We start from the raw sequence: 15,722 nt of genomic DNA, 5'->3' as shown, positions 1-15,722 counted from the left end.
AAGTAGCGCCGCGGGTTTTGATTGATCTGTGGTCGACTGCGTGAGCTCTTGAGGTCTCAAGATGGCTACCTTGGTAGGCACCGCCGGTGACGACACGCTGACGGGGACGAGCGGGGCGGACACGCTCATCGGTCAAAAAGGCGACGATGTCCTGAACGGCGGTGGCGGGGACGACACGCTCGATGGGGGCGACGGTGACGACCGCCTCGACGGTGGAGAGGGAAGCGACACCGCCGACTATAGTTTCGCCACGGCTGGGGTGGCAGTCGATCTGACCCTTTCGGGCCTCCAGGCAACCGGCGGAGCCGGTTCGGATACCCTGATCAGTATCGAGAACCTTCGCGGCTCTGCGTTTGACGACAAGCTCACTGGAGATGGCAACGCTAACGTCCTGATCGGTGCGGCCGGCAATGACATCCTTTTGGGAGGCGCTGGCGACGACGTTCTCCGCGGCGGAGCAGGGGACGACCTTATAGACGGTGGGGCCGGCTACGACACTGTCAGTTACGGCGACCTTTGGACGAGTGGCGTGACGGTCAGCTTGGCTTTGGCGGGCCCGCAATCGACGGGTGGAGCTGGGGTCGATACCCTTGTCAGCATAGAAGCTTTGGTGGGGTCTAGATACGCCGACAAGCTGACGGGCGATGCCGGGGCGAACAAGATCGACGGCGGTGATGGTGACGACATCATCGACGGCGGCGCCGGCGACGATATCCTTGATGGAGGAAGCGGTTCCAACACCATCGACGGCGGCGACGGTTTCGACTGGGTCGACTACAGCAACGAGTTCATCCATTCCTGGGTGAATGTCGACCTGTCTCTGTCGGGGCCTCAACGCGACACCCTAATCAACATCGAGGGTGTGATCGGCACGAACTACAACGATATCTTGAAGGCAGGGGCAAGGGGCGCGGTTCTGAGGGGGCGCGGCGGGGCCGATACGCTCTACAGCGGCGCTAGCGACGATACGCTGGACGGCGGTGACGGCGACGACATTTTCTATTTGGGCGTTGGCGCCGATACGGTGATCGGCGGCGCTGGCAATGACACCATCAACTTCATCGCGGGCGCGGCAGGCCTTAGCCTTGACTTGAGCGGGCTCTGGACGGGCGGGCAATATGCTTCGGCTGGGCTGACCATCACGGGTGTTGAGCGCCTGGGTTCGGTCACCGGCAGTGTGATGAACGATACAGTTGTCGTCGGCGAGGCCTATACCGGTGCGACCTCGCTGTCCGGCGGCGCAGGCGATGATCGTCTCACGGGCGGCAGCGGCGACGATACGATCAGCGGCGACGTTGGCGACGACATCCTGGTCGGCGATAGCGGCCGTGATACCCTGAAGGGCGGTGCGGGAGCCGATACGCTGGATGGCGGCGCGGGCGATGACACCCTAATCATTGATGGCGCAGACCGCATCGTTGATGGCGGCTCCGGCGTTGACACCCTCATATTCGAATGGGGGGCGGGCTATGGGGCCCAGGCGCTGAACATTGACCTTACCGACCTGTGGACGGGCGGCTACGGCCTGATCAATGGCGGCCAGATCCGCGGCGTGGAGAAGATTGGTGCGTTCAATACCAGCCATCTTGCCGACCGTGTGGTGTGGGGCGCGGGCGCGGCCAATAGCGCCCTGTCCCTTTCCGTCAGTCTGGGGGATGGGAATGACTACGCTGTCGGCGGCGCGGGCGCCGATGTCCTGAACGGCGATGCTGGCGACGACACGCTTTACGGCGGCGATGGCAATGATGTCCTGTCGGGTGGCGATGGGGTCGACCAACTCTATGGCGGAGATGGCGATGATGTCTTCTTCGTCAGCACTAACGACACGATCGATGGAGGCGCAGGGCGCGACATTCTGCGGTTCCGCGCAGACCCGAGCCAGCCGGCGTGGAACATCGACCTTCGAGGCCTGTGGAGCGGTGGTTCCGGGACGATCAACGGCGGTACGATCGTCAATGTCGAGGACACCTACGACATTGCAGGCAGCAATGGCGCGGACACCATCATCGTCGGCGACGGGCTGATCACCAAGATTGTCTATAACTACTATGACAACCCTGCGCGTGGCGTTTTCGAGGGTATGATCCTGCGCGGCGGCGCTGGAGACGACACGATTGTCGGTTCGGGCGGGGCGGACAAGATCTACGGCGACCATGGGGCCGACAAGATCTACGGCGGCGGAGGCGACGACCTTATTGTCTTCGACGGCAGGGACACCGTCGATGGTGGCGCAGGTCTCGACACGATCGTACTCGGCGCCTGGAATACCCGTTCTGGCGAAGCGCTATACCTCGATATGCGCGGCAATTGGGAGGGAATAGCTGGATCGTCGATTACCAATGTTGAGCGTGTTTTCGGCGGATATGGCAGTGACTACGACGACGTTGTCATCATAGGCGACAAGTACACGGCGAACGGTGTTGAAGTCTTTGCGGGGTCGGGAAACGACATCATTATAGGGAGCGGCGCGAACGACACGCTCGACGGCTTCGTTGGCAACGACCAGTTGTCAGGTGGAGCGGGCGATGATCTGTTGACGGGCTCTATCGGCGACGACTTCCTCGACGGAGGTTCCGGCAACGACACCGCATTCTTTGACGGCAACGCCGCAGACTATAGCTGGACCAACAACGCCGACGGTTCGCTGACGGTGCGCGACCTTCGTGACCCGGTCAGTTTCGCCTACGTCTACAGCGGTGTCGACACGCTGCGAAATATCGAGCTTCTGAAGTTCAGTGATCAGACGGTCGTTCTGTCGGTCGTCCCTGGAACGGGCAATCTGATCAACGGGACGGACGCTCGTGACGAGCTTCACGGTACGCCAGGCAACGACGTTTTCCGGGCGGGCGCTGGCGATGACGTCATGATCCGCAGCCAGGGCGACGACATCTACGATGGCGGCCCTGGCCTGGATTTCGTGTTCTTCACCGATGCTCCAAGGGCCATCAATGTCGATCTCCTGATCAGTGGGCCGCAGGAAACAGGTGATGGCCGCGACACCTTCATCGACATCGAGGCGATACTTGGATCGCGCTACAACGATGTGCTTCGTGGGAGCGATGGCTACAACCAGCTGAGCGGCGGGGATGGCGACGATTTGCTCGAAGGGCGAGGCGGCGATGATAGCCTCACTGGTGACGCGGGTAACGACATCATCCGCGGCGGCGCGGGGAACGACACCCTGTCGGGTGGCACCGGAAACGACCAAGTGTTTGGCGACGACGGCGATGACTACTTGGTCTTGTTTCCCGAAACGACGGGCGCTAGCGCCGGCGATGATATCGTCGACGGGGGGGCTGGAAGGGACACTCTCGAAACGATCTTCATTAAGGAAGGCGTGGTTATCGACCTCGGTCGGACGGATCGACAGGCTATCGCCACTGGCTCGTGGCTGACCCTGAGCAATACCGAGAACATCAACGGTTCTTGGGGGGCTGATCGTCTAACGGGCGACGCTGGCGACAACAGGTTCATGGGGCGGCACGGCGACGACGTCATCGACGGCGGCAAGGGAATTGACACCGTCGTCATGACGGGGGCTAGCACCGACTTCACGGTGACCTGGTCGGTCGACGGCTGGAAGATCGCGGACAAACGGCCTTTCGTTGCTCCTGAGTCTAACCTTAACTACGATGGCGTCGATCTGGTCCGGAACGTCGAATTCATCGCCTACTCCGACAAGCAGGCCGTGCTTGGTGATGGCATGCCGTTAGTTGTCGGCAACATCCTTCGGTCGACAAGCGGCGCCGCGGCGGACTTAGCCGCCAACCTTTCATCACGTCTTTCGGATGGCTCGCTGACCGCTTCAGGCGCTGTGTCGGCCATCGTCGACGCCGCCGACGCCACCACCTCGGTCGCGTCGATGAGCTATCAGTTCTTCACCGGCAAGACGCCCAGCGCGCTCGGCTTTGACTACCTCGTGTCGCCGACCGGCGGAAACAGCGGCAACCTCAACAGCGAGGTCTACGCCAAGTTCAACACCGTCAACCGCTACATCAATTTCGCGATGAACCTGGGCCGCAACGGCGAGGCCAAGGACAGCTTTGCCGCCGAGTACGGCTCCCTGACCCTCTTCGAGGCCACGCGGAAGGCCTATGGCGTCATCTTCGGCGGCGTGCCGACCGACGCCAAGGTCGCCCAGCTTCTGGAAGGCCGCATCGCGTTCCTCGCCAGCTTCAGCGGCGATCCGGCCGAGGGCATCGGCACCAAGGCGGCGATGGTCGGCTTCCTGCTCGCTGCGGCCGCGACCGAGAACCTTGGGGTTTTCGCGCGATCGAACGACGCTTGGCTGACGGATCTGGCCGACGGCTCGGCGCCGTACGCGGTGAACCTGATCGATCCGGCCAACGGCTACTACAAGGCCGAGTTCATCTACGGCGGCTAGGCCGCTACTTCGGCGCGGTCGGCGGAACCGTCGGCGTCGTGCCTGGAGTGGCGGGCATCGGGTCGGCGGCGCGGGCCGGGTCTGTGTCGGTCGGCGGCGTGGAAGGCAGGCTGGCGGGCGGCGCCATCGGCGTCGGGTTCACGGCGGTGTCGCCCGAGCTGGTGCTCGAGGGCTGGGTCGTCGCGGGCGCCGAGGCCGAAGCATCCGTCGACAGGCCCGTCTGAGCCTGCGCTGAACCGGCCCACCAGTCCTTGCTGGCCCGCAGCTTCGGCGAAGCCTTGGCGTAGGCGTCCAGCTGCGAGTAGGGGATCGGCTGCCTGGGGCCGGCCTGGGAGGCGGCTTGGGCCGCCGCGATGGCGGGCGCGCCGGCCAGCAGGGTGACCGCCGCCGTGGCGGCGAGCGTCTTGGTCAACATGGAGAACTCTCCAGAGGAGAACGGCGTCTGCTTGGCGCCTCTGACGAAACCCGCGAGCGTGGCGGTCGTTCACAGCTTGGCCGCGCATTGCGGAACCGCATCCTGCGCGAAGGGTTCGGCCAGGATCCTCGCTTAGCTTTTGATAAGCGCTCCGAAAGTGGAGTAGCGTGGCCTCGCAAAGACGTTTGTCCCGCCGATCTCTTTCAGGACTGGCTTCCAACGGAGACACGCATGCCCCACGGCGCCCAGGAAAAGCTTCCGGCGGAAAAGCCCCACATCCTTCTTTCGCACGAGATGCTGCTGGGTCTGCAGCCGCTGCTCGAGGGCGCCTATACCGTGCATCGGCTCTGGGACCACCCTGACCGCATGGCCTTTCTGAGCGGGCCGGGTCAGCGGGTGCGCGCGATCGTCCATGTGGGGGAGACGCCGCTCAGCCGGGACATGCTGGCCGAGATGCCGCAACTGGGCCTGATCGCGTGCGTCAGCGTCGGCTATGACGGCGTCGATGTCGCCTGGTGCAAGGCCCACAACATCGCCGTCACCCACTCCACGGGCCTGAACGCCGCCGACGTCGCCGACCATGCCGTGGGGCTGGTGCTGGCCGCCTGGCGCGGACTGGTCGAGGGCGACCGCCGCCTGCGCGCGGGCCGCTGGAGCCATGGCGAGCGCATGGCGCCGCGGCACGGCCTGCGCGGTCGCAAGGCCGGCATTGTCGGCCTGGGCCATATCGGCGATGCGGTGGCGCGCCGCCTGGAGGCCTTCGATATGCACATCGCCTGGTGGGGGGCGCGGGCCAAGGAGAGCGACTATCCCCGCGCCGACAGCCTGCTGGCCCTGGCTCGCGACAGCGACGTGCTGGTGGTCTGCGCCCGCGCCGACGCCGACAACCGCCACGCGGTCAGCAAGGCCGTGATCGAGGCGGTCGGATCACAGGGCCTGATCGTCAACGTCGCGCGCGGCTCGCTGATCGATGAAGACGCTCTGATCGAGGCTCTGAAGGCCGGGACCCTGGGCATGGCGGCGCTGGACGTCTTCGAGCACGAGCCGACCCCGGCCGAGCGCTGGGCCGACGTCCCCAACACCGTTCTGACTCCGCACTCGGCCGGTGCGACGGTGGACAGCATCCCGGCCATGGTCGGCATGACCATCGAAAACCTGCGCCGCTACTTCCACGGCGAACCGTTGGCCACGCCAGTGGGCGGCTAAAGGGCGTTTCCCAAGATATACCTCATCCTGAGGTGCGCGCTCCTGAGCGCGCCTCGAAGGACGCACTGCGCTGGACGTCCGCCAAGGGTCGAAAGCAGACACCCATACGACCTAGGCGTCCGCGCCTACCCGGCTGTCCCAGCCCGCCATCGTCATCTGGGCGACGGCTTCCAGCTCGACGCGGGGAGCGCCGTCGCGGGCCAGGATCGACATGCCGTTCTGGACGGTCTGCACGAAGCGGGCGAGAGCGCGGATGTCGATCGAGGCGGGGACTTCGCCGGCCGCCACGGCGCGGGTCAGGCGGGCCTCCAGGCGCTCCAGGGTGACGCTGCGGGCTGCGCGGACCAACTCGGCGAGATCGGCGTGGTCGGCGACGGACGACAGGGTCACCATGCAGCCATTGGGCACATCGGGCAGCGAGCCGGTCAGGGCCGCGGCGGAGTCCGTCAACAGCGCCTCGACCGCTTCGCGCGCTGTCGGGGCGCTGTTGAAGCGGCGCCAGACGGAAGCCTCGTAGCGGGCCTGGTAGTGGCCCAGCGCGGCCATGTAGAGCGCTTCCTTGGAGCCGAACGCCGCGTAGAGGCTGGGCGAGCCAATGCCCATGACGGCGGTCAGGTCCGAGATTGAGGTCGCCTCGTAGCCCTTGCGCCAGAAGAGGTGCGTGGCCTTGGCCAGGGCGTCCTCCCGGTCGAACGCGCGGGGGCGGCCGCGACCGCGGGCGGTCGTCGTTTCGGTGTCCTGCGAAGGCGAAACAGATTTCTGCATCGATCGATATATAAATCCCTTGACCTTGGATCGCAACGCTCCCAGCTATTTCTGTATCGGTCGATACAGAAAGGTTTTCCGATGAGTGATGTGATTGGCCAGTTGAATGGCAAGCGCGCCTTGGTGACAGGCGCTTCGCGAGGCATCGGCGCGGGCATCGCCCTGGCGCTGGCCCAGAAGGGCGCCGACGTGGCGATCACCTATGAGCGCTCGGCGGACCGCGCGGCCGAGGTGGTGCGGTCGATCGAAAGGCAGGGCCGACGCGGCTTCGCCATCCAGGCCGACAGCGCCGACCCGGCGGCGATCAAGCGGGCCGTCGACGAGGCCGCCTCGCAACTGGGCGGGCTGGACATCCTGGTCAACAACGCCGGCATCGCCCGCTATGCCGAGGTGGCCGATGCGGCCCTTGAGGACATCGACGCCCTGCTGAACGTCAATGTGCGCGGGGTCGTGCTGGCCTCGCAGGCGGCGATCCCGCATCTGCAGTCAGGCGGGCGCATCGTCTCGATCGGCTCGTGCCTGGCCGAGCGCGTGCCGTTCGGCGGCTCGACGCTCTATTCGATGACCAAGTCGGCTTTGCTGGCCTTCAATCGCGGGCTGTCGCGGGAGCTTGGTCCGCGCAACATCACGGTCAACCTGGTGCAGCCAGGCCCGATCGACACCGACATGAACCCGGCCAGCGGCGACCACGCCGAGGTCATCCGCAACCTGACCTCGCTGGGCCACTATGGCGAGACGGCCGACATCGCCGAGGCCGTCGCCTTCCTGGCCAGCCCGGCCGCCAAGTTCATCAACGGCTCGGTCCTGACCGTGGACGGCGGCGCCAACGCCTAGGGCTTGCTGATCCCGCCGCCGTCTCTGCTAAGGTCGGCGGAGGCGGCGGTATGGGAGCAGGCCATGGCCAAGGTGCTGGGAATCGGTGGCGTCTTCTTCAAGGCCGAAGATCCGGCCGCCGTGCGCGACTGGTACGCGCGGGTGCTGGGGTTTGACGTCCATGACTGGGGCGGAGCGATCTTCAAGCATCCGAAGGGAACCTCGACCTGGTCGCCGTTCGCCGCCGACACCCAGTATTTCGCGCCGTCCGACGCGCCGTTCATGATCAATTTCATCGTCAATGATATCGAGGGCGTGCTGGCCAAGGCCGCTGCCGAGGGCGTTGAAGCCCTGGGTCAGCAGGACGAGGGCGGCATGGGGCGTTTTGCCTGGCTTCTGGATCCCGCCGGGGTCAAGATTGAGCTCTGGGAGCCCGCGAAGGGCGAACCTGGGGCATAAGTTTCTCTTGCCAAATCGGACATAAAGATATCTTTATGTCCTTATGAAGCTTACCGCCGAACAGGTCGTCGAGGTGCTGCGCGCCGCCGGCGAGTCCACGCGCCTGCGCCTTCTGGCCCTGCTGGCGGCCGAGGAGCTGTCGGTGCTGGAACTGTGCCGTATCCTGGACCAAAGCCAGCCGCGCGTCTCGCGGCACCTGAAGCTCCTGGCCGAGGCTGGCCTGGTCGAGCGCTTTCCGGACGGGGCGTGGGTGTTCTACCGGCTGGCCGCCAAGTCGCCGGGCCGGTTCCTCGTCGAGCAGGCGCTGGACCTGATCGATGACACGGATCCCGCGGTGCGCCTGGACGCCGACAAGCTGACCGTCGTGCGCGCCGAGCGCTCGACCGACGCCCAGGCCTATTTCGCCCGCAACGCCGCGCGCTGGAACGAGATCCGCTCGCTGTACGTCGACGAAGCCGAGGTCGAGGCCGCCATCCTGCGCGCGACCGGGGAGGGGCCGTTCGACGAACTGATCGACCTGGGCGCGGGCGCGGGCCGCATGCTGACCCTGCTGGGCAAGCGCGCCGGCAACGCCTTGGGTCTGGATCTCTCGCAGCAGATGCTGAACATCGCCCGCGACGAGGTGGCCAAGGCCGGTCTCGTGCAGTGCGAGCTGCGCCATGGCGACATCTTCCGCACCGGCCTGCCGGGCGGCTGCGCCGATCTGGTGACCGTCCATCAGGTGCTGCACTATCTGTCGGATCCCGCCAACGCCGTGGTCGAGGCCGCGAGGCTGGTGACGCCTGGCGGCCTGCTGCTGATCGCCGACTTCGCGCCGCACGACCACGAGTTCCTGCGCGAAGTCCACCAGCACCGCCGCCTGGGCTTCGAGGACGCCGAGATCATCCCGTGGATCGAGGCTGCCGGCCTCTCCCTGGAAAGCAATATCGCCCTGCCGCCCGCCTCGGCCGAGGGGCTGACCGTAAAGATCTGGACGGCCCGCCGTCCGGAACAAGTGACCGCCGCGAGGAACGCCGCATGACCCTTCCGCCCACCCGCCGCGTGATCGGTCCCGTCGCCCGCGCCGGCGAGCGCACCGCCCGTCCGCGCGTCTCGTTCGAGTTCTTCCCGCCCAAGACTCCGGCGATGGAAGAGACCCTGTGGCAGGCGATCACCCGTCTGGCCCCGCTGGATCCGGCCTTCGTTTCGGTGACCTATGGCGCCGGCGGCTCGACCCGCGAGCGCACCCACCGCACGGTCAAGCGCATCCTGGACGAGACCAGCCTCAAGCCCGCCGCTCACCTGACCTGCGTCGGCGCCAGCCGCGAGGAAGTGGACGAGGTGATCCGCGAGTACTGGGAGACGGGCGTTCGTCACATCGTCTCGCTGCGCGGCGATCCGCCCCCCAGCGAGGGCGGTATCGGCGGGGTCTATGTCCCGCGCGCCGACGGCTACGCCAACGCCACCGAGCTGACCAAGGCCATCCGTGGCATCTCGCCGTTCGAGGTGCTGGTCGGGGTCTATCCCGAGAAACACCCGGAAAGCCCGTCGATCGAGCACGATATCGACGTGCTGAAGCAGAAGGTCGACGCCGGCGCAACCCTGGGCATCAGCCAGTTCTTCTTCGATCTGGACGTCTTCCTGCGCTATGTGGACAAGGTCCGGGCGGCGGGGATCACCATTCCCATCGTGCCGGGCATCATGCCGGTAACGAATTTCAACGGCCTGAAGAAGATGTCGGCGGCGTGCGGCACGGGCATCCCGGGCTGGCTGGCCAACCTGTTCGAAGGGCTGGACGACGACGCCGAGACCCGCCGCCTGATCGCCTGCTCGGTCGCCACCGAGATGTGCGCCAAGCTGCAGGAGCAGGGGTTCGAGGACTTCCACTTCTACACCCTGAACCGGGCCGACCTCGTCTACGCGATCTGCCGCGTGCTGGGCGTCCGCGAGAACCCGACCGCCGCCACGGAGGCCGCCGCATGAAACGCGCTCTGATTTCCCTGGCCTTCGCCCTGACGGCGCTGGGCGCGGCCTCGACCGCCTCGGCCCAGGGGGCTGACGACCACAGCAATTGGCTCAAGCCGGTGAAGCCGTACCGCGTGGTCGGCAACATCTACTATGTCGGCTCCGAGGGGCTGCCGGCCTGGCTGATCACCTCGTCGCAAGGCCACATCGTGCTGGACGGCGGCCAGTCGGCCGAGGGCGGCAAGCTGATCGAACGCGCTATCCAGCAGTTGGGCTTCCAGCTGGCGGACGTGAAGATCCTGATCAACACCCACGCCCATTACGACCACGCTGGCGGCCTGGCCGTGCTGAAGGCCGACACGGGCGCCAAGCTGTGGGCCTCGCGCCTGGACAGGCCGGCGCTGGAAGCGGGTCACCATATCGGCGGCAATAGCAACGGCCCGACGCCGTTCCCGGCGGTCAAGGTCGACAAGGCGTTCGGCGACGGACAAAAGCTGCGCCTTGGCGAGAACGCCCTGGTCGCCCACCTGACGCCGGGCCACTCGATCGGCTGCACCACCTGGACCATGCCGGTGACCGAGAAGGGGCGTCCGCTGAACGTGACCTTCAACTGCTCGATGTCGGTGGCCGGCAACCAACTGGTCGGCAACAAGGAGCATCGCAACATCGTCGCCGACTATCGCGCGACCTTCGCGACCATGCGCAGTCTGCCGACCGACGTGATGCTGCCCAGCCACGAGCAGCAGGGCGACCTGACGGCCAAGCGCGAGCGCATGCTTCGCGGCGACGCCAACGCCTTCATCGACCCGACAGAGCTGGGTCGCCTGACCGACCGCTACGAAGCCAATTTTGAGAAGGAGCTGGCGCGCCAAGAGGCTGCCGCCGGCAAGCCCGCCCGATGACCGATCTCTCTGTCCGCGCCAACCGCGTCGCCGCCCTCAAGGCCGCTGCGAAAGAGCGTATCCTGATCCTCGACGGCTCCTGGGGCGTGATGTTCCAGAAGAAGGGCCTGACCGAGGCCGACTATCGCGCCGAGCGCTTCGCCGACTACGACGGCCAGATGAAGGGCAATAACGACATCCTGTGCCTGACCCGGCCGGATCTCGTGGCCGAGCTGCACGACGCCTACTTCTCGGCCGGCGCCGACATCTCCGAGACCAACACCTTCTCGGGCACCACCATCGCCCAGGCCGACTATCGCCTGGGCCAGCAGGAGGTGTGGGACATCAATCTCGAGGGCGCCAAGATCGGCCGCTCGGTCGCTGACCGCTGGAACGCCGAGAATCCCGAGCGCCCGAAGTTCATCGCCGGCTCGATCGGCCCGCTGAACGTCATGCTGTCGATGTCGTCGGACGTGAACGACCCCGGCGCGCGCAAGGTGACCTTCGACCAGGTCTACCAGGCCTATCGCGAGCAGGTGGACGCGCTCTACCAGGGCGGGGTCGACCTCTTCCTGATCGAGACCATCACCGACACCCTGAACTGCAAGGCGGCGATCAAGGCCATTCTCGACCTGCGCGACGAGGGCCACGAGGAGCTGCCGATCTGGATCAGCGGCACCATCACCGACCGCTCGGGCCGCACCCTGTCGGGCCAGACGGCCGAGGCGTTCTGGAACTCGATCAAGCATGCCAAGCCGTTCGCGGTGGGCTTCAACTGCGCCCTGGGCGCGGATCTGATGCGCCCGCACATCGCCGAGATGGCCCGGATCGCTGACACGCTCGTCGCCGCCTATCCCAACGCCGGCCTGCCCAACGCCATGGGCCAGTACGACGAGGAGCCGCACGAGACTGGCCACGCCCTGCACGAATGGGCCAAGGACGGTCTGGTCAACATCCTTGGCGGCTGCTGCGGCACCACGCCGGACCACATCCGCCACGTGGCCGACGAAGTGCGCGGCGTCACGCCTCGCCAGATCCCCGAGCGTCCCAAGGCCATGCGCCTTGCCGGCCTCGAACCCTTCGAACTCGCCTGAATCCTGAGCCTATGACCATGCGCACCACCATCCTCTTCGGCGGCGAGAACCGCGAACGGCTCGTCGCCGTCGCCAGCGCCCAGACCGTGGCCCGGACCCTGCCCGAGGCCGACCTGTGGTTCTGGGCTCCGAACGGTCAGGTCCATGTGGCCAGCCGTGAGGTGCTGCTGGGCCATGACCGCCCGTTCGAGCTGGACCTGCCGACCGAAGGCCAGGCTATCGGTGGGATCGAGGCGGCGCTGGACGTCGCCAAGCGCGAGGACCGCGTGCTGCTGCTGTCGATGCACGGCGGCGCGGCGGAGAACGGCGAGCTGGCGGCCCTGTGCGAGGCGCGCGGCGTGGCCTTCACCGGTTCGGGGTCGCACGCCAGCTGGCTGGCGTTCAGCAAGACCCGCGCGAAGGAGGTCGTCGAGAAGGCCGGCGTCTCGGTCCCGCAGAACATCGCGGTGGACGACGCCGAGGTCGCGCTGGCCAAGTACGGCCGCCTGATCGCCAAGCCGTCGGAAGACGGCTCCAGCTACGGCCTGATCTTCGTCGACACGCCGGCTGATCTCGACGCCGTGCGCAAGGCGGCCGCCGACGAAGCTTACGTCATCGAGCCGTTCGTTCAGGGCCTGGAATCGACCTGCGGCGTGCTGGAGCTGGACGGCGGCGAGGTCATCGCCCTGCCGCCGGTCGAGATCCGTCCGTCGGCCGGCAAGTTCGACTACAAGAGCAAGTACCTGGCCAAGGACACGGTCGAGATCTGCCCGGCCACCTTCGCGCCGGAGATCAACGCCGCCCTGCAGGACCAGGCGCTGAAGGCCCACAAGGCGCTGGGCTGCCGAGGCTATTCGCGCTCGGACTTCATCGTCTCCGAGCATGGCCTGATCTATCTCGAAACCAACACCCTGCCGGGCCTGACGGCCTCGTCGCTGCTGCCCAAGGCCCTGAAGGCGCAAGGCGTCGACTTCGCCGACTTCCTGCGCGGCCAGCTGGCCCTGGCCGAAGCCCGCGCCAAGACGGTGGCCGTCTGATGCGTCCGGTCTTCGTCAATATCGGTGAGCGCACCAACGTCACCGGCTCGGCCAAGTTCAAGAAGCTGGTCGTCGAGGGCGACTATCCGGCCGCCCTGTCGGTCGCGCGCCAGCAGGTCGAGGCCGGCGCCCAGGTCATCGACGTCAACATGGACGAGGGCCTGCTGGACAGCCAGCAGGCGATGATCACCTACCTGAACCTGATGGCCGCCGAGCCGGACATCGCCCGCGTGCCGGTGATGATCGACAGCTCCAAGTGGGAGGTGATCGAGGCCGGCCTGAAGTGCGTCCAGGGCAAGGCGATCGTCAATTCGATCTCGATGAAGGAGGGCGAAGCCAAGTTCATCGAGCAGGCCAAGCTGTGCCTGCGCTACGGCGCGGCCGTGGTGGTCATGGCGTTCGATGAGGTCGGCCAGGCCGACACCGCCGCCCGCAAGATCGAGATCTGCGAGAAGGCCTACCGCATCCTGGTGGACAAGGTCGGCTTCCCGCCCGAGGACATCATCTTCGACCCCAACATCTTCGCCGTGGCGACGGGGATCGAGGAGCACGACAACTACGCCGTCGACTTCATCGAGGGCACGCGCGAGATCAAGAAACGCTGCCCTTACGCCCGCGTGTCGGGCGGGGTGTCGAACGTCTCGTTCAGCTTCCGCGGCAACGAGCCGGTGCGGCGGGCCATCCACTCGGTGTTCCTGTACCACGCCATCAACGCCGGCATGGACATGGGCATCGTCAACGCCGGCGACCTGCCGGTCTATGACGCGCTGGATCCCGAACTGCGCGAGGCCGTCGAGGACGTGATCCTCAACCGCCCGCAGCGGACCAACGTCTCCAACACCGAGCGCTTGGTCGACATGGCCCCGCGCTACAAGGGCGAGAAGGGCGCGGTCCAGCAGGTCAATCTGGCCTGGCGCGAGGGCACGGTCGGCGAGCGCATCACCCACGCCCTGGTCAACGGCGTCACCGAGTTCATCGAGGTCGACACCGAGGAAGCGCGCCTGGCTGCCGAGCGGCCGCTGCACGTCATCGAAGGTCCGCTGATGGACGGCATGAACGTCGTCGGCGACCTGTTCGGCGCGGGCAAGATGTTCCTGCCCCAGGTGGTCAAGTCGGCCCGCGTCATGAAGCAGGCCGTGGCCTGGCTGATGCCGTTCATGGAGGCCGAAAAGGAAGGCCAGGTCCGCAAGGCGGCCGGCAAGGTCCTGATGGCCACGGTCAAGGGCGACGTCCACGACATCGGCAAGAACATCGTCGGCGTCGTGCTGCAGTGTAACAACTACGAGGTCGTGGACCTGGGCGTCATGGTGCCCGCCGACCGCATCTTGGAAGAAGCGAAAAAGCACGAGGTCGACATGATCGGCCTGTCGGGCCTGATCACGCCCTCGCTGGACGAGATGGTGTTCGTCGCCGCCGAGATGGAGCGCCTGGGCTTCGACATTCCGCTGCTGATCGGCGGCGCCACGACCAGCCGCACCCATACGGCGGTGAAGATCGAGCCGGCCTATCGCCGCGGTCCGACCACCTATGTCGTCGACGCCAGCCGCGCCGTCGGCGTGGTCTCGGGCCTGCTGTCGGAAGGCGAGCGCGATCGGATCATCGGCGAGACCCGGGCCGAATACGTCAAGGTGCGCGAGCAGTATCTGCGCGGCCAGACGACCAAGGCCCGGACCTCGATCCAGGAGGCCCGCAAGCGCGCCTTCGCCATCGACTGGAAGGACTACACGCCGCCCAAGCCGGCCTTCCTCGGCGCGCGGACCTTCGAGCCGACCTTGGCCGAGCTGGAGCCGTTCATCGACTGGTCGCCGTTCTTCGCCAGCTGGGAGCTGATCGGCCGCTATCCGCAGATCCTGGAAGACGACGTGGTCGGCCAGGCCGCGACGGACCTCTATCGCGACGCCCGCGCCATGCTCGACACCGTGCTGGCCGAGGCCTGGTTCGGGGCCAAGGGCGTGGTCGGCTTCTGGCCGGCCCAGGCCCAAGGCGACGACGTCGTGGTCTATGCCGACGAGACCCGGACGGTAGAGATCTCGCGCTTCCACACCCTGCGCCAGCAAATGGACAAGGGCGCCGGCAAGCAGAACGTCGCGCTGTCGGACTTTGTCGCGCCGATCGGGCAGGGCGCCGACTACATCGGCGGCTTCGCCGTCACCGCCGGCCATGGCGAGGACGAGATCGTCAAGAAGTTCAAGGACGCTGGCGACGACTACAACGCCATCATGGCCTCTGCTTTGGCCGACCGTCTGGCCGAAGCCTTCGCCGAGTGGCTGCACCACAAGGTCCGCACGGAGCTGTGGGGTTACGCCTCGGACGAGGACGCCGACGTCGAGCGGATGATCGCCGAGAAGTACCAGGGCATCCGCCCCGCGCCCGGCTATCCCGCCCAACCTGACCACACGGAAAAGGGCACGCTGTTCCACCTGATGGACGCCGAGGCCGCCACGGGCCTGAAGCTGACCGAGAGCTACGCCATGACCCCCGGCGCGGCGGTCTCGGGCCTGTTCTTCAGCCACCCGCAGGCGCACTATTTCGGGGTCGGCAAGATCGACGCCGACCAGGTCGAGGACTATGCCCGCCGCAAGGGGTGGGACATGGCCACGGCCGAGCGCTGGCTGTCGCCGATCCTCAACTACGATCCGTCCGCCCGGGCCCGCGACGCGGCGGCTTGATAGGAACGACTATTAACCTCCACGTGAGGTTGACCTTGTCATGAAATCCCAAGAGGCTCGCCCTGTCCGCGCATCC

Annotated in this window: 12 protein-coding genes; 10 read left to right on the top strand and 2 right to left on the bottom strand. The window is 66.4% G+C overall.

Annotation, left to right across the window (positions count from 1 at the left end; all coding sequences use genetic code 11):
* Positions 1–70: 70 nt before the first annotated feature.
* Positions 71–4,384, top strand: a complete 4,314-nt coding sequence (locus E1H18_RS26580) for a hypothetical protein (RefSeq protein ID WP_304515710.1) — start codon at positions 71–73, stop codon at positions 4,382–4,384.
* A 4-nt stretch (positions 4,385–4,388) separates the two neighbouring features.
* Here E1H18_RS26580 and E1H18_RS01200 read toward each other — a convergent pair whose 3' ends face one another.
* Positions 4,389–4,799 (bottom strand): hypothetical protein, encoded by a 411-nt coding sequence (locus E1H18_RS01200; RefSeq protein WP_172262907.1) that lies wholly within the window; start codon positions 4,797–4,799, stop codon positions 4,389–4,391.
* A gap of 231 nt (positions 4,800–5,030) precedes the next feature.
* On the opposite strand from E1H18_RS01200, the gene E1H18_RS01195 reads away from it, so the two are divergent.
* Positions 5,031–6,005: a 2-hydroxyacid dehydrogenase gene (locus E1H18_RS01195; protein WP_172262905.1), complete on the top strand. Its 975-nt coding sequence runs from the start codon at positions 5,031–5,033 to the stop codon at positions 6,003–6,005.
* A gap of 111 nt (positions 6,006–6,116) precedes the next feature.
* Here the strand turns inward: E1H18_RS01195 and E1H18_RS01190 are convergent, their stop codons facing one another.
* Positions 6,117–6,770 (bottom strand): TetR/AcrR family transcriptional regulator, encoded by a 654-nt coding sequence (locus tag E1H18_RS01190; protein ID WP_172262903.1) that lies wholly within the window; start codon positions 6,768–6,770, stop codon positions 6,117–6,119.
* Positions 6,771–6,851: 81 nt separating this feature from the next.
* Between E1H18_RS01190 and E1H18_RS01185 the strand changes: the two genes are divergently transcribed.
* The 8 genes from E1H18_RS01185 (at position 6,852) to metH (ending at position 15,646) form a co-directional block, all read left to right on the top strand.
* Positions 6,852–7,604 carry an SDR family NAD(P)-dependent oxidoreductase gene (locus tag E1H18_RS01185; RefSeq protein WP_194247825.1) on the top strand — a complete coding sequence of 251 codons (753 nt, stop codon included), beginning with the start codon at positions 6,852–6,854 and terminating at the stop codon, positions 7,602–7,604.
* A 63-nt stretch (positions 7,605–7,667) separates the two neighbouring features.
* The gene (locus E1H18_RS01180) at positions 7,668–8,042 is read left to right on the top strand and encodes a VOC family protein (protein WP_172262900.1); all 375 of its coding nucleotides are present in this window, start codon (positions 7,668–7,670) and stop codon (positions 8,040–8,042) included.
* Positions 8,043–8,085: 43 nt separating this feature from the next.
* Positions 8,086–9,063, top strand: coding sequence for a metalloregulator ArsR/SmtB family transcription factor (locus tag E1H18_RS01175; RefSeq protein ID WP_172262898.1), 978 nt, complete (start codon positions 8,086–8,088; stop codon positions 9,061–9,063).
* A complete protein-coding gene (metF, locus tag E1H18_RS01170; RefSeq protein WP_172262895.1) occupies positions 9,060–10,004 on the top strand; it encodes a methylenetetrahydrofolate reductase [NAD(P)H] in 945 nt (314 codons plus the stop codon). Before E1H18_RS01175 ends, metF begins: the two co-directional genes overlap by 4 nt.
* Positions 10,001–10,888, top strand: coding sequence for a subclass B3 metallo-beta-lactamase (gene bla / locus E1H18_RS01165; protein ID WP_172262893.1), 888 nt, complete (start codon positions 10,001–10,003; stop codon positions 10,886–10,888). The genes metF and bla overlap by 4 nt, the downstream gene beginning before the upstream one ends.
* Positions 10,885–11,961, top strand: coding sequence for a homocysteine S-methyltransferase family protein (locus E1H18_RS01160; protein WP_172262891.1), 1,077 nt, complete (start codon positions 10,885–10,887; stop codon positions 11,959–11,961). The genes bla and E1H18_RS01160 overlap by 4 nt, the downstream gene beginning before the upstream one ends.
* Positions 11,962–11,978: 17 nt before the next feature.
* On the top strand, positions 11,979–12,977 hold the full coding sequence (locus E1H18_RS01155; protein ID WP_172262889.1) for a D-alanine--D-alanine ligase: 999 nt from the start codon (positions 11,979–11,981) through the stop codon (positions 12,975–12,977).
* A complete protein-coding gene (gene metH / locus E1H18_RS01150) occupies positions 12,977–15,646 on the top strand; it encodes a methionine synthase (protein ID WP_172262887.1) in 2,670 nt (889 codons plus the stop codon). Before E1H18_RS01155 ends, metH begins: the two co-directional genes overlap by 1 nt.
* The last annotated feature ends 76 nt before the right edge of the window (positions 15,647–15,722 follow it).

Origin of the sequence: Caulobacter sp. RHG1, assembly GCF_013181195.1 — a bacterium.
Lineage (GTDB): Bacteria > Pseudomonadota > Alphaproteobacteria > Caulobacterales > Caulobacteraceae > Caulobacter.
This window is presented reverse-complemented; position numbering and strand designations above follow the sequence as displayed.